The 23,087-nt window shown below is 32.6% G+C and carries 20 protein-coding genes; 12 read left to right on the forward strand and 8 right to left on the reverse strand.

The features are described from left to right. Window positions 1–301 precede the first annotated feature (301 nt). The 3 genes from F0000_RS21675 to tssD all read right to left on the reverse strand — a co-directional run bounded on the left by F0000_RS21675 (window position 302) and on the right by tssD (window position 2,910). Window positions 302–865, reverse strand: a complete 564-nt coding sequence (locus tag F0000_RS21675) for a toxin-antitoxin system YwqK family antitoxin (RefSeq protein ID WP_149626821.1) — start codon at window positions 863–865, stop codon at window positions 302–304. An 84-nt stretch (window positions 866–949) separates the two neighbouring features. Next, entirely contained in the window at window positions 950–1,531 is a 582-nt protein-coding gene (locus tag F0000_RS21680) for a hypothetical protein (RefSeq protein ID WP_149626822.1), read from the reverse strand. Continuing rightward, a complete protein-coding gene (gene tssD, locus F0000_RS21685; RefSeq protein ID WP_149626823.1) occupies window positions 1,528–2,910 on the reverse strand; it encodes a type VI secretion system tube protein TssD in 1,383 nt (460 codons plus the stop codon). Before tssD ends, F0000_RS21680 begins: the two co-directional genes overlap by 4 nt. Before the next feature lie 201 nt (window positions 2,911–3,111). On the opposite strand from tssD, the gene F0000_RS21690 reads away from it, so the two are divergent. The 8 genes from F0000_RS21690 (at window position 3,112) to F0000_RS21725 (ending at window position 10,498) form a co-directional block, all read left to right on the forward strand. Then, on the forward strand, window positions 3,112–3,576 hold the full coding sequence (locus F0000_RS21690; protein ID WP_149626824.1) for a GNAT family N-acetyltransferase: 465 nt from the start codon (window positions 3,112–3,114) through the stop codon (window positions 3,574–3,576). 164 nt (window positions 3,577–3,740) lie between these two features. Continuing rightward, window positions 3,741–3,941, forward strand: coding sequence for a hypothetical protein (locus F0000_RS21695; protein WP_149626825.1), 201 nt, complete (start codon window positions 3,741–3,743; stop codon window positions 3,939–3,941). Window positions 3,942–3,953: 12 nt separating this feature from the next. Further along, window positions 3,954–4,247, forward strand: a complete 294-nt coding sequence (locus F0000_RS21700) for an N-acetyltransferase (protein ID WP_149626826.1) — start codon at window positions 3,954–3,956, stop codon at window positions 4,245–4,247. A 457-nt stretch (window positions 4,248–4,704) separates the two neighbouring features. Further along, window positions 4,705–5,115, forward strand: coding sequence for a BLUF domain-containing protein (locus F0000_RS21705; RefSeq protein WP_149626827.1), 411 nt, complete (start codon window positions 4,705–4,707; stop codon window positions 5,113–5,115). 50 nt (window positions 5,116–5,165) lie between these two features. Further along, window positions 5,166–5,825: a ribulose-phosphate 3-epimerase gene (rpe, locus tag F0000_RS21710; protein WP_149626828.1), complete on the forward strand. Its 660-nt coding sequence runs from the start codon at window positions 5,166–5,168 to the stop codon at window positions 5,823–5,825. Further along, a complete protein-coding gene (locus F0000_RS21715) occupies window positions 5,825–6,796 on the forward strand; it encodes a YpdA family putative bacillithiol disulfide reductase (protein WP_149626829.1) in 972 nt (323 codons plus the stop codon). Before rpe ends, F0000_RS21715 begins: the two co-directional genes overlap by 1 nt. Window positions 6,797–7,374: 578 nt before the next feature. Continuing rightward, complete coding sequence (locus F0000_RS21720; RefSeq protein ID WP_149626830.1) at window positions 7,375–8,505, forward strand: helix-turn-helix domain-containing protein; 1,131 nt, start codon at window positions 7,375–7,377, stop codon at window positions 8,503–8,505. A gap of 220 nt (window positions 8,506–8,725) precedes the next feature. Then, a complete protein-coding gene (locus F0000_RS21725; RefSeq protein ID WP_149626831.1) occupies window positions 8,726–10,498 on the forward strand; it encodes an FG-GAP-like repeat-containing protein in 1,773 nt (590 codons plus the stop codon). 243 nt (window positions 10,499–10,741) lie between these two features. Here F0000_RS21725 and F0000_RS21730 read toward each other — a convergent pair whose 3' ends face one another. From F0000_RS21730 to F0000_RS21740, 3 genes are all read right to left on the reverse strand, one after another. Then, on the reverse strand, window positions 10,742–11,455 hold the full coding sequence (locus F0000_RS21730) for a Bax inhibitor-1 family protein (protein WP_149626832.1): 714 nt from the start codon (window positions 11,453–11,455) through the stop codon (window positions 10,742–10,744). A 54-nt stretch (window positions 11,456–11,509) separates the two neighbouring features. Beyond that, window positions 11,510–12,370: a zinc-dependent peptidase gene (locus F0000_RS21735; RefSeq protein ID WP_149626833.1), complete on the reverse strand. Its 861-nt coding sequence runs from the start codon at window positions 12,368–12,370 to the stop codon at window positions 11,510–11,512. 117 nt (window positions 12,371–12,487) lie between these two features. Next, complete coding sequence (locus F0000_RS21740) at window positions 12,488–13,873, reverse strand: rhodanese-like domain-containing protein (RefSeq protein WP_149626834.1); 1,386 nt, start codon at window positions 13,871–13,873, stop codon at window positions 12,488–12,490. 736 nt (window positions 13,874–14,609) lie between these two features. Here F0000_RS21740 and F0000_RS27900 point away from each other — a divergent pair. Continuing rightward, window positions 14,610–14,756 carry a hypothetical protein gene (locus F0000_RS27900; RefSeq protein WP_188112218.1) on the forward strand — a complete coding sequence of 49 codons (147 nt, stop codon included), beginning with the start codon at window positions 14,610–14,612 and terminating at the stop codon, window positions 14,754–14,756. 154 nt (window positions 14,757–14,910) lie between these two features. Here F0000_RS27900 and F0000_RS21745 read toward each other — a convergent pair whose 3' ends face one another. Beyond that, a complete protein-coding gene (locus F0000_RS21745) occupies window positions 14,911–15,732 on the reverse strand; it encodes a dolichyl-phosphate beta-glucosyltransferase (protein ID WP_149626835.1) in 822 nt (273 codons plus the stop codon). A 223-nt stretch (window positions 15,733–15,955) separates the two neighbouring features. Here F0000_RS21745 and F0000_RS21750 point away from each other — a divergent pair, with 223 nt between their 5' ends. The 3 genes from F0000_RS21750 to F0000_RS21760 are packed head-to-tail and all read left to right on the forward strand — an operon-like array spanning window position 15,956 to window position 21,842. Next, complete coding sequence (locus F0000_RS21750; protein WP_149626836.1) at window positions 15,956–19,054, forward strand: hypothetical protein; 3,099 nt, start codon at window positions 15,956–15,958, stop codon at window positions 19,052–19,054. A gap of 8 nt (window positions 19,055–19,062) precedes the next feature. Further along, window positions 19,063–20,298, forward strand: coding sequence for a hypothetical protein (locus tag F0000_RS21755; protein ID WP_255452844.1), 1,236 nt, complete (start codon window positions 19,063–19,065; stop codon window positions 20,296–20,298). Continuing rightward, window positions 20,292–21,842 (forward strand): cellulase family glycosylhydrolase, encoded by a 1,551-nt coding sequence (locus F0000_RS21760; protein WP_149626837.1) that lies wholly within the window; start codon window positions 20,292–20,294, stop codon window positions 21,840–21,842. The genes F0000_RS21755 and F0000_RS21760 overlap by 7 nt, the downstream gene beginning before the upstream one ends. A gap of 23 nt (window positions 21,843–21,865) precedes the next feature. Here F0000_RS21760 and F0000_RS21765 read toward each other — a convergent pair whose 3' ends face one another. Next, window positions 21,866–23,065, reverse strand: coding sequence for a glycosyltransferase (locus tag F0000_RS21765; protein WP_149626838.1), 1,200 nt, complete (start codon window positions 23,063–23,065; stop codon window positions 21,866–21,868). Window positions 23,066–23,087: the final 22 nt, after the last annotated feature.

Here is a 23,087-nt window from a genome sequence, read left to right on the forward strand (position 1 = left end):
CTCTTGCCAGTCATAAACTGTTCTAGAGCTTTCTTTTCTAATTCTTGCTGTTCTGTCTTTGTCATCTTATCTGAATAATGTATAAATTAAAAATTTAGTATTCAGACAAGGTTATATTTACACTCTCCCGTAGGCTCAGAAAGTATGGTATCCTAACAATATAAAACAAAGTCCTAAAGACTTAATACGGATAGTATCATTGCCTTTATACCTTCCATTCCAAAAATCAAAATCAATACTGAAGTTTCATATTATTTGAATAATGGAATGAACTAGCACTTCATAAATAAATAGGGCTTTTTCATTTAGAAACCTCTTCCCCATCTATATATTTAATTGTTTTTTTCAGCATACCTTTTTTATCATAATCACACCATTCACCTTGCTTCTTACCGTTTTCATAAGTACCTTCCTCTTTTAGAACTCCTGTTTTGTAATAATAGTCTTTGTATTTACTGATACCTTTTGATCCAAAGCTAGTTTGATAAAGAATGTTTCCGTCAGTATCGTATACTTTGTATTTTCCTAGAATAAGCCCGTTATTCCAGTTTTCGGTTTTGACTAGTTTGCCTTTGTAAGTGGTTTTCAAGAGTCCTGTTTTGTAGCCTTTATGAAAAGAACCTTTATCTACTATATACTTTGAATCGAGAAGTATTGGTGTATCTGAAAAACTGACTTTATCTAAAAAGACTTCATATGAACCTTGTAATTCTTTTTCAGTTATTTTTGAAGAAAAGGAATAGTTCCCATTCTTGATTGTACTTTCTATTTTGCTAATAGGAATTTTAACCGCTGGTTTGAGTATTTTTTGTGCATTTAAAAAAATACTGATTGATAAACACGTTATTAAGAATATTATTTTCATTCTGAATAAAATTTAGAAACTTCAGATTACATAATATCCCATTGGTGTTTCCAGAAATATTTTCTAGTATTATGATCAATCGCTCTAATTTATAGTTTTTAAGATATCTTCTGCAGGAACGCACATAGAGTTTGATAAGTAGAATTTATAAGTTTCCATAAAAAACCTTTGTTCTAATTTACACGGAATACAAGATACATCTGAAAGACTCTTCTTGATATCTTCTTTTGAAGAGTACTTATTATCAGATTTTGTATCATTATAAAATAAAACATCAAGTTCGTATTCAAATTTTTTAATTTTATTTAAAGTCTCATCATTTCTAAGACTATCAACATCTTCATAAGTACTTTTGCTTTTAAAATAACCCATTAACCGAATTTCAGCATTATCAATATCTTTTATTTCAAAGTCAGCTTTATTAGTTAATAAACAAGTTAAATGTGGAAAATCTGCTTTTTCAAAAACTTTATCACTTATTGCTATGCTTGATGAGAATTTTAGTTTGTAAATATCTACTCTGTCATTCTTCGTATTTGATTTTTTAAATTCTATAAATTCAAGATCTGCCTTAGGGATATCGTTATCTCTAAAACAAGAAATGAAAGAAAGATTCGTTATAAAAACAATTAAAAATATTACTGTTCTTATTAATATTTTTTTCATAATCTTTTTTCTAAAAATTTAGATATGGCTGATGATAAAATACTTGATGCTGAAATTGTTTTCTTTGCCAATATTTCATTAAACATTTCTTTTGCTTTACCATGATTACATTTTATAATATGATTCACGTGTGGTTTATTTTTTCTTGGTATCCATTGTCCTCCGAGATCAGCGATTAAATCATCGGCTCTATAATCTTTAGGATCTGTATGAATATTAACCCAGAAGTCGGCTTTAGGAGATGGAAATAGTGTGTGTATATCTGAAATAATTGTTACCCCTCCCCCTTCTCCAACAGGGTCTAAAGTAATCAAAGTATTTACTATATATCCTTTATTAGATAAAATATTAGATAAATGCGCGCCATTCCAACCACCTAAACTGTGACCTACAATATTTATTTGTGTTCCATCTTTGTTAAAAATTAGGTCTAATACATTATTTTTTATATCCTTTTCCCCTTTTACTTGATTATAACCTAAATATTTAGATTGATATTGTAAAAAACCTATTTTGACATTAAAACTTGATTCAACATCTTTCATAATTCCTGTTACTCCTGATCCATAAAAAGACGCTTTATCTCCTGCACCGCCAATAAAAAAGGTGATTACCTGTTTATAAGTTACTGTTGTAGATAAATTACTATTCGGATTTCCTGTGTGAGCATATATAGTAGCAGACTGTTTGCCTTTACTTATTTTGATAGCTGTTTTTAATATACCATCTTCATAATCGCCTCCAGTCGTAAGGTTTTCATTCATACTTATTTCCTGATCATCATAGGTTACAGACCACTGTACTTGATCTAAATCATCTCCTTCTTCGTAATTTTTTAAAGTAACATGATAATAATACTTGTGTATTGGGCTGATATACTTAACTTTATTACCTGCCTCATCGAATGGTCCTTTTACATTTGATACTCTTATCGATTCCTTCTCTTCTCTAACGGTGGGTGTTACATTGTTTTCTATAAATGGATTGCTGGGATTTACCGTAGACTCATAAATAGAATTCCTGATTTTCATAATCAAAGCACTAAATTCTACATCCATCAACAAATTTACCGTGCCATCGTGATTAAAACGAGTGTTCGCATTGATAACAAAAGTATTAGCGAATTTGATATCAAAATCTTTTTGCATCCCATCTCGTCTATATACTCTGATATATCCCTGGACCATCTGATCCGGTGAAAACATTGCTTCATAAATACCTGAATCATCTTTGGTAGCGGCAAAGGTCGTGTAAATCTTTCCTCCCGAAGTCCTGCCTTGTGGACGCCCTGAATAATCTACAGGTTGCGCTAAGTTGTAATCTAATTTCAGCAAGGGATATTCTTTATCAAATATAAAAAGAGTAGCTTTAAAAGACATATATTAAATTTAAATTGCAAGCTACCATTTAAACACCAGTATATCAATGTGGTAAATCCGTAAAATAAAACCTCTATCTGCTTAGATAATCTCTTCTAGAACCAGTTGCTGTTTTAATTTACTGGAAAAGAAAAATCAATCATAGTAGCACTCCCGTTTATTTTTATTCGGAAGCTGAGATAAAAAACGAACGGTCTAAAAATGAGTAACGAAGAATCCGTAAATATTAAAAGACTTGAAGAAGGAGACTTGAATAGTTTTGTTGACCTTGTTAAATTGTTTGAAGAGGTTTTCGAGATGGAGAATTTCTCAATTCCTGACACCAAGCACCTTCAACGTCTTTTCAATCAGAATAATTTTGATGTATTTGTTGCTTTTAAGGACAATAAAGTTGTAGGAGGGTTAACAATATATATTTTGGAGCAATATTATTCTGAAAAAGCACTCGCCTACATCTATGACTTGGCAGTGGCTGCGAAGTATCAAAGACAAGGAATAGGAAAAAAATTGATAGAAGAAGTAAAAATTCTATATAAGATGAATGGCTTTGAAGATATGTTTGTTCAAGCAGAGAAGGTCGATAAACAAGCCATTGAATTTTATAGAAAAACGAATCCTTCAGAAGAAGAAAAAGTCGTTTACTTTTCTTATTCATTAAATAAATAAAAAAGCACGAAAACACAAAAATGTGTCCTAATAAGTAAGAGCAAGTATAAACGTAAAACAAAAGGTCAGTATAAAGCTTAAGGTGCGTGAATAGAAACCCGCTACTTCTAATATATGAGACCGTTATCTACAGCTAGAAAATCAATAACAATCTGAAATAAAAGATGAACGAAATTTCATTTGGAAAAGCCAAACTGTCAGATTCACTAAGAATTTCTGTTTTACTCAAAACAGTTTATATTCAGACGTATGCAGTTGACGGAGTAACTTTTGAATTTGCGAATTTTATTACAAAAAGACTCTCTACTGAGTATATCGAGAAAATAATAAAGGAAAATCCAGGTCGATTGATAATTGCTTATTAAAATAGAAATCCAATTGGAGTTGCTGAAATTATTTACAATAGCACTTGCCCAATTAGAAAGGTACCTGTTCCCGAATTAAGTAAATTGTATGTTTTGGAAAGATTTTACAGAAAAGGAATTGGATTCAGGCTTATGAATAAAGCAGAAAAAGAGGTGCTAGAAAATGGATATAAAAAATTTAATCTTGAGGTGTATGTTTATAATGCAAGAGCAATAGCTTTTTATAAAAGACAAGGTTATAAATCGATTGGTACTGCTGATTTCTCTATGGAATCTAATACTTATAAAAGCCTGGTAATGAAATAAAATGCTGGGCTGAAAAAGTACGAACGTACAAGCCTGCAAGAAGGTTTTTTAAATTCATTATAAAAATGCTCTTTTTGACTCAATTTTCAGTTTTTTCTTACTTCGTAACACTGCTGCGAACTACAAAAAACACTTCACTGGCAACAACCAATCTTAGGATGATTTTTAAAACCACACACTAAAAATTTCAACGAAGTTCTTATAAATAGATTCAAAAAAAATATGAGTCTTTAATTCCTACTGATATCAGAGATCTTAAAGCTCATAATACACTAATAAAGCAATATACAGAATAGAACTTACACTTGTATTCTGTCAGGTGTTAGTGTTGAATTTCCATAAGTTTTGTATTTATTTTTTGAAATAAAAAAGGGAAATATCCTATAATTTAGTTTTCATTTTCGCAAAATATTCTCAAACTATTTTGTACATTTAACATACACCAAACCAAAAAGTTATGCATCGAATACTCTGCTACGTCAGCACTACCAATCCAGAATTAAGTGATGCAGAAATACAAGAGTTATTAGATTTTGTAAAACAAAACAACCGCCATCAAAACTTCACAGGGGTTTTAATGTATTCTGATGGAAATTTTTTTCAGGTACTTGAAGGAGAAAAAAAAGAAGTTAGTATTATGTTCGAAAAAATAAAACTGGACTCCAGACATCATAGTATGATTATGATATTTGATCGAGAAATAACCAAATCTTCATTTACTAACTATGATACTGCCTTTATGGTTGTTTCTGACCAGCACCATAACTATTCGGCATTACACGACTATTTAGAGCACGAAAAATCACGTAACCCTAAGGTTTTTAATAATATCTCTTACCTTACTCACAAATTTATGAAGCTTACTTGATCTGATATATAAAACTTAAGTGTTACTTTTGCCCAAAACAACACAATTTTATGACACCTACATTGATTGCTCCTTCGGTATTAGCAGCAGATTTTGCAAATCTACAACGTGATGTAGAAATGATTAACAATAGTCAGGCAGACTGGTTTCATATTGATATTATGGATGGCGTATTTGTTCCTAATATTTCTTTTGGGATGCCTGTATTAAGAGATATTGTAAACCATGCCACAAAAACTATCGATGTACACTTAATGATTATCGACCCGGATCGGTATATCAAAACGTTTGCCGATTTAGGAAGTAATATTCTGACGGTACACTATGAAGCATGCACCCATCTTCACAGAACGCTGCAAGCTATTAAAGACGAAGGAATGAAGGCAGGAGTTGCGATCAATCCTCACACAAATGTAAGTCTCCTTGAAGATACTATTAAGGATATTGATTTAGTATGTATTATGAGTGTAAACCCGGGATTTGGAGGGCAATCATTTATAGAAAATACGTATAAAAAGATAAAACAGCTTAAAGAAATAATCATTCGCAATAATGCACATACCATGATCGAAATTGATGGTGGTGTCACTAATAAAAATGCTCAACAATTAGTCGATGCCGGAGCGGATGTACTGGTTGCAGGTAGCTATGTTTTTAAAAGTAAAAACCCAACACAGACCATTATAGAATTAAAAGAGCTGCTTTCTTAATGACACACAAGGATCTTATCATCATTGGAGGCGGTCCTATAGGAATCGCCTGTGCTCTGGAAGCAAAGAAAAAAGGTATTGAGTACCTAATTATAGAAAAAGGACCGATCACCAATTCATTATATAACTATCCGCAAAACATGCAGTTTTTCTCTTCATCAGAAAAACTAGAAATAGATGAGATTCCGTTTATTAGTAACGAAGTAAAACCTAAAAGAAATGAAGCGTTAGAGTATTACCGAAGAATTGTAACCTCTAATAACATTCATATCCATCTCTTTGAAAAAGTTATTTCTATAAAAAAAAAGGATACAACATTTCAGGCAGTTACAGAAAAAAACAGATATACTGCTTCATATATAATTGTAGCAACTGGTTTTTATGACCTGCCAAAACTAATGAATGTCCCAGGAGAAGAGCTCCGCAAAGTGTCACATTATTATAGAGATCCTCATTTTTTTGCAAAGCAAAAACTGGTAGTTGTCGGCGCCAGTAACTCTGCAGTGGATGCCGCATTAGAATGTTATAGAAAAGGTGCTGACGTAACACTTATTGTAAGAGGACCGGAAATAGGAAAAAGAGTGAAATACTGGGTAAAACCTGATATCGAAAACAGAATCAAAGCAGGAGAAATCAATGTGTTTTTTAACACAACAGTAAAAGAAATTTTACCCGATAAAATTCTACTAAACACGACAAAAGGTGAAGTAACATTAGACAATGACTATGTATTGGCGCTCACCGGATATATGCCAAATTTTTCTTTTCTTAGGAGTATCGGGGTTCAACTTTCTGATGATGAGAAGCTATACCCGCAATACAATAATGAAACCATGGAGTCAAATGTAGAGAACCTATATCTGGCTGGTGTTATTTGTGGCGGTATGGATACGCATGTTTGGTTTATCGAGAATTCCAGAATACACGCAAAAACGATTATAAAAAATATCGTTGCTAAAAAACTAAAATAATTACCAAAAGATCTTTTAGCAATTCCTAAAAAAAATATCAGAAACACAGTAGTATTTCTTCAGGATAACAATACAATAATAGTGCTGGTGAGAAACCTTTGAAATTACCTATTAAATGTGTTCTTTTTTCGTTTATACTTCAAAGTGAACTCATCTTGGCTCTTCATTTTTAACCGAAAATGAGTTGAAATTTGACCAGATGAGACACTTTTTATAATCTATAGTAGCACTACAGGCAAAAAAAGTAACGAAATATAGACGAATTTTAGTCATTTTTTTGGAAATAGAAAAACTCAAAATGAGTTCTACATGAGATATGTTTGTTTTTTTATTATTTTGTAAACAATTCAATGTTTTTCTTTTTTAAACCATATTTTTAAAAGAACTCATCTTGAGTAGTGGTTTTTAACAGAAAAGTTTGGCTTTTGTGCTATAATGAAGTAGATTTTTTTCAGCATAGCCTTACGGTTAAAAAAACAACAAAATTAGCGTGCAAAATGTAAATTTTGTAGATCAAAGCATTACTCTAGATGAGTTCAAAGTCAAAAAAGTTAGTACTTACTTAATAAAACCTAAAGATGCAACAAAATCTAATTCCATCTTTTGATACCTGGACTTCTATATTTTTATTGGTAAGTTCTTTTGGTTTTTTTTTAAGTATTGTACTATGCATTCATAAAAATGGCAGAAAGAATAATCTTCCTATTATACTGCTAATTCTGGGGTTTTCTTTTGTCTTATTATATTATGTATTGATCTGGACTGGTTTTCGTTCGGTATATCCATATTTGTATTTTTTTGATACGAGTTGGTATCTTGTATTTGGCCCACTACTATATCGCTATATTACCCGATTTTACAACCATACTTTTAGAGCACAGTGGTATCATTTTCTCCCATCTTTAGTGTGTTTTTTTATGAATGGGATATACTATATAAAAACACAAGGGCTTCAAAATAAAGAAATGTATACCGATGAATTTTTCTTGCATTTTTTGAGCGTTGTAAACAATCCATGGCTACCTGCTTTATCTTTTATCATTTATTTTATTACTGTAAAAGACTTTATTGCATTTCATAAAAGTGAAAAAAAATCCGAATATGAAGCTACCAGAAAAAAATGGACTACCCTTCTCTTACATCTATTTTCTGTTTTTTCACTGGCATATATAAGTTATTACATATTAGTGAAATTTTCTTTTTTTAGCATTCATTGGGATTATGCCATTTCTTTTTCTATGTCTATTGGTATGTATGCAATCGGATTTATGGTCTATAAAGAACCTTCTATTTTTAATGGAGAATTATTATCCCATTTATTCATTAAGGAAACAGGTCATCCAGCATTCACTGATAAAACTACAGAAGAATTCTATACTAAACTTTTAAATCATATTACGACCAACAAATCCTATCTGAATAATAACCTTAGATTAGTACAACTAGCAGATGAAGTGGGGTTTTCCAGCCATACACTGTCTAAAATAATTAACGAAAAGGCGCATAAAAATTTTAATCAATTCATCAATGAATATCGATTGCAGGAAGCAGAAAAATTATTGCGGGAGCATACATCTCCCAGCATCAAAACAATATATTATGAAGTAGGTTTTAATAACAAAGCTACGTTTAACAATGCTTTCAAAAATAAGCATCATTGCACTCCATCAGCCTATAAAAGAAAATATCTACAGGTACAAGATCCCTAAAAGTGGTAAAAAATTATAATTATAAACCACTTCTCATCTGGTTTTACAGAATTTTGATTTTGAAGTGATTTAAACTTTTTTGATCAGTTAAAATGTTTTGGCACGTCATAGCGGCGCAACGAACTAAGAAAAAGCCGAAAATTGAGTCAAAAAGAGCATTTTTTGGCGAATTGAAAAAAAGTTTAAACCGCTTCTTTTATAAATCTTAAAACGCAATCATATGAGAACACTTCTATTGTTTTTTTGTTATTTTCTGACGTTCACGCTCTTTTCGCAAAATTTCACGTTAGTAAAAGATTCCATTAACCCTATTGTTTCTGAACCTACTATTTCCGGCACTTATTTTGGCACAGCCTGGACAGACATTGATAATGACAATTTGTTAGATTTATTTTATGCCGGATCTATCTATAGAAATCTTGGTAGTGGAAATTTTGAAATAGCGGATACAGGTATAGTAATACCAGCAGCAACATCACTAAACAGTTGTAGCTGGGCAGATTATGAAAACGATGGCGATTTGGATTTAATTTACTCGCGATTTAGTACTCCCGCCACCCTACAAACAAGAATGTATAGTAATAATGGTGCTGGTAAGTTTATTGAGAAGAATACTATTTTAAACACTATTAATTCTGCAACCTGGAGTGTACAATGGTGTGATTACAATAATGATAGTAATCTCGATTTTATTCTCACCTTTGCGGATTTGTTTCTTGGTGCTAATAATCATTTTCCGAATCGTTTATATAGAGGAAACAGTGATGGTACGTTTACAGAAGTAGTAGAAGATTATGAATTTCTTACCAAACTTGCTCCCTATACTGTTTCTAATTGGGTAGACTACGATGCTGATGGAGATACTGACCTGTTTATTGCAAGCGGTCCTGCGGCTGGTCCTACAGGAATTGCTCCTGATTTCATCTATAAAAATTTACAGGTTGAGACTGGAAATGAAGGATTCCAAAAGTTAACAAGTACAGAGCTTTCGTTTGCAGAAGAACTTCAGGATGGGCAGTGCTACAATGCTATTGATTATGATAACGATGGCGATCTGGATATTTGCTTAACTAATTATTCCGGAACAGAAAACAAGTTTTATGTAAATAATAATGGTACCTATATAAAAACCAATACTCCATTCACACAAAATAATACCAGTAACTTGTCCAATGCTTGGGGAGACTTTGATAACGATGGTGATCTGGATCTTATTATTACAGCCTCGAGCACAACGGGTAGTGGATATTTTATCAATAACGGAAATGGCACTTTTACAGAAAGTGGTTCTAATCTTATTAATGCTGCTACCTCTGGTAGTTCTACAGGGGTCACTATAGGTGATTATGATAATGATGGTGATCTGGATTTCTTTGTAGTAGGTCTTGGTATAAAAGGTCTTTTTAGGAATGATCTCACTAGTAAGAATCATTTTGTGAATATCAAATTGACTGGCACCTCATCTAATAAAGCTGGATTGGGAGCCAGATTGGAAGTAAAAGCAAGAATTAATGGTAAAACGATCATTCAGAAAAGAGAAATTTCTGCCTCTAATACTTTTATGGGACATAATAGCTTGCGAGTACATTTTGGCTTGGGAAACGCCAATCGCATCGAAAAATTAACTGTCTATTGGCCTTCTGCAACGATAGATACATTCACTAACCTACGTATAAATCAATTTTATACCATCGAAGAAGGGAAACCACTCCCAAATCAGCCGATCAAAAAAAAAGTAAATAGTATTGATCCTTCTATTATTTTATACCCAAATCCATTAAATAATACAGTACAACTTGCCATAAGCAATATAATGACTACTAAAATTATATCTATTAAAATATCAAACTCAATTGGTCAAATAGTTTTAGAAGATACCTTTAAATATAATAGAGAAATTATCATAGATACTTCAAAATTATCTTCGGGAAATTATATAGTCCATATAGAAACAGGAACAAAAACTTTTATAAAACAGTTGGTGATTCAATAACATGTTTTATCCAAAGAAAAAAGGCAAGTCTGTAATAATACGATTTATAATTAAAAATTTCGCATATTCATCGTTTCTTTTTCCTTTCTACTTCGTTTAAAAAATAAACCGTAGCTATAGCTATGCTTGTTTTTTTTGCCTTGCATAAAGAAAAAATAATTCAATGAATTTATACGAATTTTTTAATCACAAATCGTATAAGACTTGCCTTTTTTTAATTTTTAATTATAAAATCTTTTTTTCCTAATCACTAGATAGTATACTAAGTATATACCAGAATAATAGCATTAGAGACGCGAATAATCCTAATGACGCTCCAACATACTGATCTTCTGAATATTTATGCACCATATTAGAAGTCTGATATAATATCGAACCAGAAGCCAAAATCACCATTCCGGCACTAAACCAAAGTCCTAAATCAAATCCAAAAATCATTCCTGCTATAATCAATCCAATCGCAATAAAAAAACCGATAGTAAGCATTGATTTAAGAAAAGAGAAATCTTTTTTGGTTATTAACACCACTGCCGATAAGCCTGTAAACAATGACAGCGTTAAGATTACTGCTTGATATAAAATATTAGTCTCTCCTGTGACCGCATTTTCAGAAATTATCATTGCCATCCCTATCAAAGGAATAAAAATAAAAGCTTCGGCTATTACATACAGAAGAAGTCCCAAATATTGTTGATTAATATTATGATTCTTATGTGCCATTTTTTCGGCATAATTAGTAACTAGCATAAAACCACCCAGCATAATCAACCATCTCCATCCCTGTGTCATAGAAAAGGCAAAATTTACTAAAGGTTCTATCCGAAAAAACACCCATTCTACAATCACAAATAGCAGTACTGCCATCGCTAGGTGTGTATATGTTTTTTTATAAAAAGCTACTCTTTTGTCATCGGTGAGTGAACTTACCACTGGTGCTACTTGATGAAATTCTTCCATGTTCCTATTTAATATTGTTTGGTGAGATAAATATAATCTAATATCCCTTATTTTTTATTCAAAATATCTAAAATTTAACATCTGCTCTACATACCCATATATATTAGGAAATTGCTCCTTGAGCTTGTCTGGAGACTCCATAAAAACCTCGACCAGCACGGCTATAAATTCAAATTTATCAGTAAAGGCATATTCTCTAAGGATCTTGGTTTCGATAATTTTATTACGAAGATCCACAGAAGACAAGTATTGTTCTAGTTCTAAAAAAGTATCATAAAAAATTTCGGAGCTTATATTATTGCTTTTTAACGCGCTGTAATGAATTGCATGTGTTATTTCGTGTATTCCAAGATTTATTCCATCTTCCTGATGCTGATTACCAATAGTAAAATGTTCCCAGGATAAGACTAATGCCCTGGATCTGGGATTAAACTCTCCATTATTTTGTGTTTTATTAAGAATTGAATAATAGGAAGAAGGATATAAGATTATAGTATTTACATACTCCAACAAATAATTGCGCATCCCAAAGGTTAATTGGATAACCATCATCGTAATTTGCATACGTTTGTCATCATCAACCACCAAACCTTCTCTACCGACAAATTTTGTAGTTGCCAAAAATTTTACAACGCGATGTTCAAAATAACGTTTTCTTTTTTTATCCAAATGAGTATAAAGGCTATTGGTTTCTAACAAAGACCGTAATTGTGGAGGTAATCTTTTGATAATAGGGTAAAAATGTACAAAAAAAGGTTTCTTGTAAAATTTCACATAAATCGTTTCTAAATATCTGGATACATAATATATACATATAGAAACTATACCTATAAACAAAAGAATCCCAAGAGATTTTGGAATCCCAGGTTCTGGCTGTTCCTGAAAGAGTACTACGTATAAATAAAAGTAATTCAAATGGGCTAAGTAGGTTTACAGGTTACAAAATAACCTTTTTGAAATAAAACTTTGTTAAAACAATTAATAAAACGCTAATCCTATCTATATAGTATCAAAAATGACAGCTATATCTTACTAATTCGTAATACTAACTCCTACAGCCTTGATATCCTTAAAACCTCCAGCGATGTCTACAACATTATGTATGCCTCTACTTTTTAGGATAGAGGCGGCAATTACAGAACGATACCCTCCTGCACAATGCACATAAAAAGTTTCTTCTTCTGGGAATTCTGTAAAATGCTTATTAATAAAATCCAGCGGTGTATTATGAGCATTTATAATATGTGCTGCTGCATATTCTATTTCTTTTCTTACATCAAAAATCTGAACATTTCTGGTAAGTCTATTTTTAAAAGTTTCTGCTGTAATAGATGTCAAGATATCATATACCCTATTATCCTGCTCCCAGGTTTTAAAACCTCCATCCAGACATCCCAACGTATTATCGAATCCCACTCTGGAAAGTCTAGTTACCGTTTCTTCTTCTCTACCGTCTGGTGTTACCAGCAATATAGGCTGTAGAACATCACCTATCAGTGATCCTACCCAAGGTGCAAAACTCCCATCCAAGCCAATAAAAATAGAGCGTGGAATATGTCCTTGGATAAATTCGCTTTGATGTCGCACATCTAAGATAACTGCTCCTGTCTCATTTGCCAGAATTTCGAATTCTGCAGGTGAAAGCTTTCGAGTTCCCTGATTCAAAACTTTCTGAATATCTTCATATCCTTCTTTATTCATTTTTACATTTAGAGGAAAATAAGACGGTGGTGGCATCAAACCTTCGGTTACTTCTTTCACAAATTCTTCTTTGGTCATATCTGCTCTCAAAGCATAATTTGTTTGCTTTTGAATCCCAAGTGTACCGATTGTTTCTTTACTCATATTCTTACCACACGCAGAACCAGCTCCGTGTGCAGGGTATACAATCACATCATCTTGCAGAGGCATGATTTTGTTTCGTAAACTATCATATAACATCCCTGCTAATTGATCCTGAGTCATATTTGCTGCTTTTTGAGATAGATCGGGTCTCCCAACATCTCCCAAAAACAAGGTATCTCCACTAAAAATTGCATGATTTTTGCCTTGTGCATCTTTTAACAAATAGCTTGTACTCTCTAACGTATGCCCAGGTGTATGAAGCGCTACAATTGTGATAGCACCCAGCTTAAATTCCTGACCATCTTCTGCGATAATCGCATTAAAAGAAGTTTGTGCCTGCGGGCCATATATAATAGGCGCTCCAGTTTCTTTGGAAAGCGTAATATGACCGCTTACAAAATCTGCATGGAAGTGAGTTTCAAATATGTATTTAACAACAGCTTTATCTTCTGTTACTTTTTCTATATAAGGCTTAATTTCTCTTAGTGGATCAATAATTGCTACTTCTCCTCCACTCTCTATATAATATGTGCCTTGAGACAGGCAACCGGTGTATATTTGTTCAATTCTCATTAGTAAGCTCAATTAATAGCGATTAATTACTCAAAGGTATGACTAATTAAAAATCTTGCAAAAAACAACTGCTTATATCTTCATAATAGTATCTTATTATTTTCCTAAAATCTGATGCCAGACCTAATCAGCACAATTTTAATAACCGATTCAGTTCTGAAATAAGAAAAAACGCACCATAAAGAAAACTACATCAAGCAAGAATATGAAGCTTTTATTTGAAAAAAACATTCCGAATTAGAAGTTGGCCTCTGAGCATTTAAATCTAAAACATCCGGTAAAGCCTTAAAAAACAATGATTTTATCGTTCTATATTGTTAAAAACAGTTAAAATAGTACCTTTTTATACATAGTACTGTAACAAAATTCAAGTCCATACGTCTTGTAGGTATATATCAATTTTAAAAAACATATACAATGAGAACTTTAGACAACAATCAAATCACAAGAAAACTAAAGGAAACCAAAGGAAATATCTGGAATTCTAAAAGACGGTATAGATAATTTATTCGTCCTAACAAAAAACACTTTATACAATTAATTTAAAAAAATAAAAAATCATGAGAACTTTAGACAATAATCAGATTACCAAAAAATTAAAGGAAACCAAGGGAAATATCTGGAATTCTAAAAGGCGCTATAGATAATAGTAAGTGAACTACCTCGGGGCAAGCACACGAGGCATTTAAATCTCGATCATCGAGTAAAACTTCATCAATCAAAAAAAATAATCATTATGAAAACTATAAAATCGATCAAAAGAAGATTAAAAAATGTAACTCGCAGACAGTATTCTTTACTAGATAAAACAATCAGTTTACATTCTTGCGAAGATATTATTTTGCTAAACACAAGACGCTACGCCTATAATGTAGAACGATAAGTAATTTAATTTTCAAAACAAACTAACCTTTCTGAGCTATAAAAAATAACCTGTATTTTACTACAGGTTATTATACGTTTATTATATATTAGTTCTAAAATCAATTATTATGGCTATGCATCTCAGGAATCTACTTCTAGTAGAATACTTGTAATTATGCAGCCAAAGCAATTGTTGGCGTACCATAAACTTCTACAATCGGCTCGTAAACCTTATCAGTAGTTATATTGTTTATATTCTGAAAAACACTATAGTTAAACCAAATAGACACTAATCTATATGGTATTTCTAATGAATCTTTTATCCCCAATTTAGAATCTTCCATATGTACCCATCGCTCTAAAGGTTGTTCGTATATTTTTTGTGAAATTTCGCTTTTCCCAAAATATTTCTTCATTCTTAAAAACATTTCTACATCAAACAACCATCTACTAAAAAAAGTCTGATTAAAAAGTACCGGAACTATATTTGCTCTAAAAACTTTTGCGCCACATTGTGTATCCTCTATGGGTAATCTTAGGATAAAAAAGACCAATAGCTTTACTATTTTAGAAAATAAGGCTCTCATAGCATTTTTCTCAATCCCTTTTGATGCATTTTTTGCTCTGGAACCAAAAACCATACTTAGCCTTCCATTTGTTTTCAACGTTTTTAATAATCCGTTAAAATCTTTAAAATCTGTAGAAAGGTCAGCATCTATAAATCCTATAAACTCTATATCTCCTCTGCTATGAAGGTACCTGGCTCCTGCTCTTACTGCAGCTGCTTTTCCTGCATTTTTTTTAACATCGATGACACTTATCTTATAAGGGTTGGTTTCCTGAATTTCTTTTAAAACTGCTATAGTATTATCTTTACTACCGTCATTAACAAAACATAGGTGAAACTCATTTTCGGTCTGAATAAAGTCTAAAAATGCAGTAACATTCAATCTCTTTTCTTCATTATAGCAAGGTATGATTATTCCAGTTTTCATCTTATTTTATTTTGGGTTATAGTCCAAAAGTAGTATGGATTAGCACCCGAAAATGATGTTATTCGCTGACTAGAATATTGCTATCGCTGAATGGTTTTTATCGATAGATTTACCATTCATCGATATTAAAACCTTTGTTGTATATTGAGGAATGAAATTTCCCTATATTCTAGGAGATTTTTAACTTTCATCTTATTTTAGTGAAGTTCATAAAAAGGCTAAGTTGGATACCGTAACAAAAAGAATCAATAAATATTTAGTCAATGCATTGCTCATTGGGGTAGTTTTTCATGGTACCTGTATATTTTTTACATTAGAATCTACATATGATGCCTTAATTCATCTGTTTTTTGGGAATCACTATGCCACTAGTTGGTTCGAACCCTGGAATTATAGTTGGTATACAGGATTCACTGTTATGGGATATCCACCATTGGTACATCAAAGTATAGCGTTGTTTTCCTATATCGGCGGACTAAAATTTGGATTATTTACTGTTGCCATTATTGGGGTCGTATTATTTATAACCGGAGTATATCGATTTTCTTTACTTCTTACTTCTAATAAAACCGTAGCGGGTTATGCAACTGTTCTGGCAGTATTTTCTTCTTCTTTTCTAGAAACACTTCATATTTTTGGACAACTACCCAGTATTATAGGTGTTTCTGTATTAATGCACGCCATGCCAGAAATTTATCTTTGGATTAAAACAGGTCGGTATCGGTACTTATTAACAGCCTTAAGCTTATTAGCTGTTACCGTAACATCACATCACGTAACTCCAATTTTTGGAATGGTATTCTTTATTTTTCCTTTAATTGGAATGGTTGTAATGGACGTATCTAAAGAAAGAGTAAATCCTCCTGATAAAGTTACATTTTTTGTTTTTTTTAAAACCTTACTTTCTTTGTTAAAAAGAATCATAACCTTTGGTGGCGGGTCTCTCTTACTTATTATATTTTGTATACTGCCATATTGGATCAATACAAAGAATAATCCAATAACTCAGGTTCCCATTCCTCATGGATCCAGAGATAATTTTCTAGAAGTTACCTCATCAGGGCTGGTCTTTTTTTTAATTCCCTGGGGAACTCTACTATGTATACTTCCGTATATATGGTATCGCTTTTTTAGTAAGCGTTATTTATTTTATGGCTTATCATTTACATTGCTAACAATTCTTGGTACTGGAGGCACTACTCCAATTCCCAAAATGATATTAGGTGATAATGCCTTTAATATTCTAACCCTGGATAGGTTTACTCTTTGGGCATCTATTATGGCAATACCTATTTTTGGTGAATTCGTATATCGCTTTTCTGTAGGAGATCTAAGAGACTTTATACAGCATAAATCAGGTAAATTATTCCATCGATTATTGGGCGCTGGGCTAGCGGGTATCTTTCTTTTTGTGGCTATTTTTACGATGAGTTTAGGGTATTTCAGGCCTTCTCAGCCTCAAAAGTTAAAAATGCTACCTATTCTCAACTTTTTAAAACAAGATCAACATGATCATTGGCGGTATTTACCATTAGGTTTTGGAGATCAGATGGCGTGGTTATCAGCGCAAACAAAGGCAATGACAGTGGATGGCAACTATCACTCTGCAAGAAGATTGCCAGAATTAACAACCAGAGCTGTAGAACGTCTGGAGAATTCTAAATATCGAGGGATTGAAGGAATTGGTTCCTTGCAACAGTTTCTTACAGTTCCAGAGAAATATAATCTTAAATACGTATTTTCTAACGATAAGTTTTATGATCCTATTTTGTACTTCTGTGGCTGGCAGCGATTAAGACAATTAGAAAACGGAGTTATGGTATGGGAGAGATTAAATATCCCTCCTTTATCCACGATATTACCCAAAGATGATATTCCTTTATATCAGCGATTAATGTGGGGAATCATTCCAGTACTTACTGTTGTAGTAGCTTTCTTCCTAAATATCCAGATGTTATGGATCAGAATCCTAAGATCCAGAGAAATAAATACCGTAATAGTTTCAAAATTCAAACAACAATATGAATTTTTCAGCCCTGCTGTAGTCAAGGTATCTTTTTTATGGATTCTTATCCTTTTTCCAATTTTCGGGTATGGCGGGTATCTTTTTTATATAAAAAATGCGGATCATATCAGTCCTGAAAATGTAGTCACTGCATATTATGACTCGATTGATTTTAAAGAATTCGAGAAAGCCTATTCTTACCTGGATCCTCAAGGAACTAAAACACTGGATCAATTCATGCTAGAGTTTTCTGTTACTGATGGCATATTAAGTTCTTATGCCAAGCTAGATCAAATCCAGTTAGACATACTGATTGCTACTGATAGCACTGCAAGAATTAAAGCAAACACATTTTGGATAACACCTCTGGAAAAAATTGATAAAACATACTATCACGAGCTTGTCAAACGATTCAATAAATGGTATCTAAAAACCTCTGACTATGATCATGATATTCCACCAGATCAATTGTATGTAGAGAATACCACTTCATATTTTAACCACGGTAGGCGGAGAATTACCTCAGAACAAACACATCATGAAGACGTATTAAAACAACCTGTTTTAGAAGTTCTGCACGCAAAAATCGTTCAATTAGACTCCATATACACCATTGTAGGAGTGCTACAAAACGTAGATAACGTACCAGCTGATGTAGTTATAAACGGAACTCTTTATAATAAAAATAACAAAGAGTTAGCTACCTATAATGCCAAGCATCAGATGAAACACAAATTAATGCCAAAAGAGATCACTAGTTTTAGAATTAATTTTGAAGGTATTGCATGGATTGATAATAAGGAAAAAGGACCTACTACATTTAATCCGGATGAGTTTACAACAATAAATTTTGAAGAACAGCCCAAAACATTTAATCTACAATGTGCTGGAAATGTAGCAAATGTTGACTTATACAAAGGAGTTGCAATTCAGGAAATCGCCATACATAATGGAATTATAAAAGGAGTTGTTTTTAATACTGGAGTGCAGGAAGTAACCATACCTCAACTTTTGATATCGTACTATACTGAAGAGAAAAAATTGATTTGGGTAGATCACCAATTTCTTAGAGAAGGAATACGGCAACAGCGAAAACAGTTTTTTGAATACAAATTATCAGAAATCTCTGAATTGAAAATTATAAATGATACGATGGAAAATATTTTTATTAATGGATTACCCAATAAGGAGATCGCAAACAAAGTAGTACAAGAAAGAGAATTCTCTCACGAGACTGATCAATTAATCCCTGTAACAGGAAAAGGGTATGCTTATATAAAAATAGAGATTAATAATTATTTAGGAGCTCCCAATTAAAAACATTCATGAATCAAAAAAAGGGAATACTTATGTTCATCATTCTTTTTACGCTTTTGTCAAGCATAGGATTCAGCTTGGTGACTGTAGCAGATGATGATTCTGTAACGATTCACAAATTCCCTGAAAAGAACCTCTTTATTGCGGGAGATACCATTGCATTAAATTTTAGATTAAATAAGCAGGTACCCACCCAATTGTTCTGCCATACCTCTTATGGAGCTACTATAGTTGATGCAGAAATCAAAAATGAGGAAGCTACTTTTAAGCTCCCCGAATATATGAGTACTAAAAGAGGAATTGTAGAATATACATTGATCTACAAAAGCAAAAAAATATACAGATCTCAACTTGAGATTCTTGCTAATAAGACTACAAAGACACATATGGAATCCTATCTGGGACCACCAAGTATTGTCGCTGGAGGATTGGATTATGCAATGCTCGTAGTTGTTCCTGCAGATGTCTATGACAATCCTGTCGCTGATAGTACAGAAATATTCATACGACACCAGTTTTTGGATATCGAAAAAGAAGACCGCTACCTTAGTGACTCTTTTATAGGGTGGAAAAATATATTTTCTTATGAGCAGTCTGGAAGAATTTTAGTGTCTTCAGAAGCTCAAAACACGAATTCTAAAGAATATACAATAAAAGTATTTCCTGCACAGGCAGAGGATTTCGAGATAAGTTGCCATCGCAAACACGAGTATGCAGATGGAAATCAAATTTCTAATTTTACTACATCCGTAATCAGAGATCAATTTAATAATATAGTCGTCGATGGTACTTTGGTAGAGTTTTCTATTACCAATTCATCCGGACTATTACTCAAGACGTATGGAACTACCATCAATGGAATTGCTACAGGAAAAATGCTACACCCTGATAAAACTGAACTCTGGAGTGTTACTGCATATATTATTGGCATGGCAAAGAGTACGACTATCAATGTAGCGTATAAACCTGTTTTGAATGACTACAAAATAGTATTAGAAAATAATAATCGAAAAATCATCATAGGCCCTTTATCCAGTTTTATGAAACAAATTTTACCCGATGGAGCAGTTTTGAAATTAAAAATATTCAAAGATGATATTCTTTTGGAAACCAAAATAAAGACTTCTTCTCAAGGATATGTTGTGTTTAGTTTAGAAAATAATTTTTTCCCTAATGACAAGTATACGCTTGTAATTGAAGGTCTGGGGATACTAAAAGAATTTAAAGATATAGAACTATGGTAAACCCAAATAAAAACATATACAGAGCCTCACTAATTCTCTCTTTTTTGGTACTCAATGGAGGCATTATTTATGGGATTAGTCAACTATTTTTATTTCTCAATACAGGAGCTGATCGTACTTCAATGTTACACTTGACCAAAAAGAGTCAACAGGTATATCTACCAAAAATCGTTTGGAAAGATACATTGAACCCGGGAAGACCTATGGAAGCTCAAACATTATCCGACATACAACAAAATTACCTTGATGCCTGGTACGTAAAACAAGTTGCATATAAAACTAATGATTCCTTTGGGATTAATGACTTTTATACGCAAAGCGCTCGCAAAAACCTTTACAAAACTATTGACAACAATACATTCAAAAAATATCATATAGATGGTACCACAACAAAACATACTACGTATTTAGATTTTTATAGTGCTGACGGACAATTAGTTGTTTTTACGGATAAAGATGTAAGAGAATATCAAAAAATTTATAAAGAAGAAAACCTGGTATTCGAAGCAGAAACCCACGCTTCATATAAAATTATGATGCTTCTGGAAGATGGATTTTGGAAGATCCGACATATGGTAAAAGAAAGGTATATCCCGTTGCAGGATAGCATAACATCAAACAAAAAAGCAGTCGTCGTTGATGATAAACTTATAGTAAATGGAGAATCATTTCATATTAAAGGAATCAACTACTATCCACAAAAGTCCCCCTGGGATATGTTTGGAGATCATTTTGATATTAATGTGATTGCCAAAGATTTTGAAATCATAAAAAATGCAGGATTAAATACGATCAGGATATTTATACAATATGAAGATTTTGGAAAAGCAACTGTATTACACAACAAACTGACAAAACTCAAAAATGTTTTAGACCTGGCATCACAAGAAGATTTACAGGTTGTAGTAACTTTATTTGATTTTTATGGTGATTATTCGATCTTAGACTGGACATTAACTCATCGTCATGCTGAGCAAATTGTAAGTAGGTTCAAAGATCATGATGCTATACTAGCCTGGGATCTAAAAAATGAGCCTAATCTGGATTTTCAAAACAGGGGAAAAGACCGTGTATTATCCTGGCTAAAGGAAATGTGCAATCAGATACGCAGTTTTGATCCTAATCACTTAATCACCATTGGCTGGTCTGACCCTGAATCCATGCAGCTACTATCAGAAGAAATGGATTTTTTATCCTTTCATTATTATAGAAGTATTGATGACTTTATAGATGTATATGACAAGTTACTTTCTAATACAAATAAGCCTGTTCTTTTACAGGAGTTTGGAATATCGTCTAATAAAGGTTTATGGAGTCCTTTTGGGACTTCAGAAGAGGATCAGGCCTCTTATTATAGAGATTTTCAAAAATTACTAGCAACCCGAAAACTGCATTATATGTCCTGGACCTTATATGATTTTACAGAAGTACCTACCGCTGTAGTAGGCAAACTGCCCTGGCGTAAGCACCAACAAAAGCATTTTGGATTTATTGATAAGGATGGTAAAAAGAAAAAGGCTTTTGCGTTTATTACAGCCAAGTGATTTCTCAGTCCAGATTACTATTTTCAGGCATATTCTAACCCTTCTATTTTTTCTTTTCTGATGGTTTCAAAAGTTTCTAGATACAAGGCTGTTATTTTGCTCATGGGTAATGCTGTTGCTGCTTGATAATTTGCTTCTCCCAATTCGATTCTATATTCAGGATTCATGACTATTTTTTCGATCGCATTTGCCAGACTTTCTACATTATCAGGAGTAAAAAACTCACCTCTGTATCCTTCTTCTTCGACTAAAATACTAAGATCTCCCAGATCCGGCATAACTACAGCTTTACCATAGCTACCTGCCTGATGTAAGACTCCAGAACTTCCTGTAGTGGATGTATATGGAAACACAACCATAGCACTTTCTTTAAAAATAACGGGAACATCTTCTTCTGCTACATATCCAGTAAAAGTTATCTGCTCTACGTGTTTATAATTTTCTTTTACAGTATCCAGATATCCCAAAACGTTCGGGTTGTCTGTTCCTGCAATTACGATTTCTATATTTTTGTGGGTTTTTTTTCTAACTATCTCTACTGCTTCTATCATCACTTCTACTTTTTTATAGGTCCCAAATTTGCCAAAGGTCATTACCTTTAGGACTTCTTCAGAAACCTCATAAGAAGGTTTTTCTGGAATTTCAAAGGTTCCGTGAGGAATTAATACAATATTATCGGCAAGATATTTTTCTTCTAAAAGATCTACATATTTACTGATGGTAACCGCTACTTTATCCGCAGAAAGAATGAATCTGGTCAGGGTAGTCCCGATAAAATTATAGATCTTTTGCAAGATTTTATTACTGGTAAAACCTGCATTTTCCAGATCTACCTGTTCAAGAATATTATGTAATAATGCAATGGTAGGAATCCCTTTTCTTTTGCATAATAATGGCAATAATAACCCTAGGGCTGCTACTATTTTTTTATCGCCAAACTTCATGAATTGTAAGTTAAATAAAATAGCATCCGGTTTTGTCTGATTTACAGCTTTCATTACAGTAATACTATTACTATAAGAATTAAACTTCCAGGATTGTTTTACGGTAACCTTACAACCATCTTCTTCAAAATTGACATCAGCTTTATCAGGAGTTGTATCCGTAAGCAAAATAAGCTCAGTTATCTGCTGATGCTGCCTAAAATGTTTTACTAAATGATATGCATATTCATTTAATGTTACTTTGCTAGGAGGATATGCTGTTACAATTGCTAGTTTCATGTGTTCCTTGTTGATTTCTAAT

The sequence above is a fragment of the Aquimarina sp. RZ0 genome (assembly GCF_008370685.1).
Lineage (GTDB): Bacteria > Bacteroidota > Bacteroidia > Flavobacteriales > Flavobacteriaceae > Aquimarina.

What these genes read in the sequence shown, in the direction of transcription:
- F0000_RS21675 (WP_149626821.1), bottom strand. Translation starts at nt 865, where the DNA reads ATGAAAATAATATTCTTAATAACGTGTTTATCAATCAGTATTTTTTTA.
- F0000_RS21680 (WP_149626822.1), bottom strand. Translation starts at nt 1,531, where the DNA reads ATGAAAAAAATATTAATAAGAACAGTAATATTTTTAATTGTTTTTATA.
- tssD (WP_149626823.1), bottom strand. Translation starts at nt 2,910, where the DNA reads ATGTCTTTTAAAGCTACTCTTTTTATATTTGATAAAGAATATCCCTTG.
- F0000_RS21690 (WP_149626824.1), top strand. Translation starts at nt 3,112, where the DNA reads ATGAGTAACGAAGAATCCGTAAATATTAAAAGACTTGAAGAAGGAGAC.
- F0000_RS21695 (WP_149626825.1), top strand. Translation starts at nt 3,741, where the DNA reads ATGAACGAAATTTCATTTGGAAAAGCCAAACTGTCAGATTCACTAAGA.
- F0000_RS21705 (WP_149626827.1), top strand. Translation starts at nt 4,705, where the DNA reads ATGCATCGAATACTCTGCTACGTCAGCACTACCAATCCAGAATTAAGT.
- rpe (WP_149626828.1), top strand. Translation starts at nt 5,166, where the DNA reads ATGACACCTACATTGATTGCTCCTTCGGTATTAGCAGCAGATTTTGCA.
- F0000_RS21715 (WP_149626829.1), top strand. Translation starts at nt 5,825, where the DNA reads ATGACACACAAGGATCTTATCATCATTGGAGGCGGTCCTATAGGAATC.
- F0000_RS21720 (WP_149626830.1), top strand. Translation starts at nt 7,375, where the DNA reads ATGCAACAAAATCTAATTCCATCTTTTGATACCTGGACTTCTATATTT.
- F0000_RS21725 (WP_149626831.1), top strand. Translation starts at nt 8,726, where the DNA reads ATGAGAACACTTCTATTGTTTTTTTGTTATTTTCTGACGTTCACGCTC.
- F0000_RS21730 (WP_149626832.1), bottom strand. Translation starts at nt 11,455, where the DNA reads ATGGAAGAATTTCATCAAGTAGCACCAGTGGTAAGTTCACTCACCGAT.
- F0000_RS21740 (WP_149626834.1), bottom strand. Translation starts at nt 13,873, where the DNA reads ATGAGAATTGAACAAATATACACCGGTTGCCTGTCTCAAGGCACATAT.
- F0000_RS27900 (WP_188112218.1), top strand. Translation starts at nt 14,610, where the DNA reads ATGAAAACTATAAAATCGATCAAAAGAAGATTAAAAAATGTAACTCGC.
- F0000_RS21745 (WP_149626835.1), bottom strand. Translation starts at nt 15,732, where the DNA reads ATGAAAACTGGAATAATCATACCTTGCTATAATGAAGAAAAGAGATTG.
- F0000_RS21755 (WP_255452844.1), top strand. Translation starts at nt 19,063, where the DNA reads ATGAATCAAAAAAAGGGAATACTTATGTTCATCATTCTTTTTACGCTT.
- F0000_RS21760 (WP_149626837.1), top strand. Translation starts at nt 20,292, where the DNA reads ATGGTAAACCCAAATAAAAACATATACAGAGCCTCACTAATTCTCTCT.
- F0000_RS21765 (WP_149626838.1), bottom strand. Translation starts at nt 23,065, where the DNA reads ATGAAACTAGCAATTGTAACAGCATATCCTCCTAGCAAAGTAACATTA.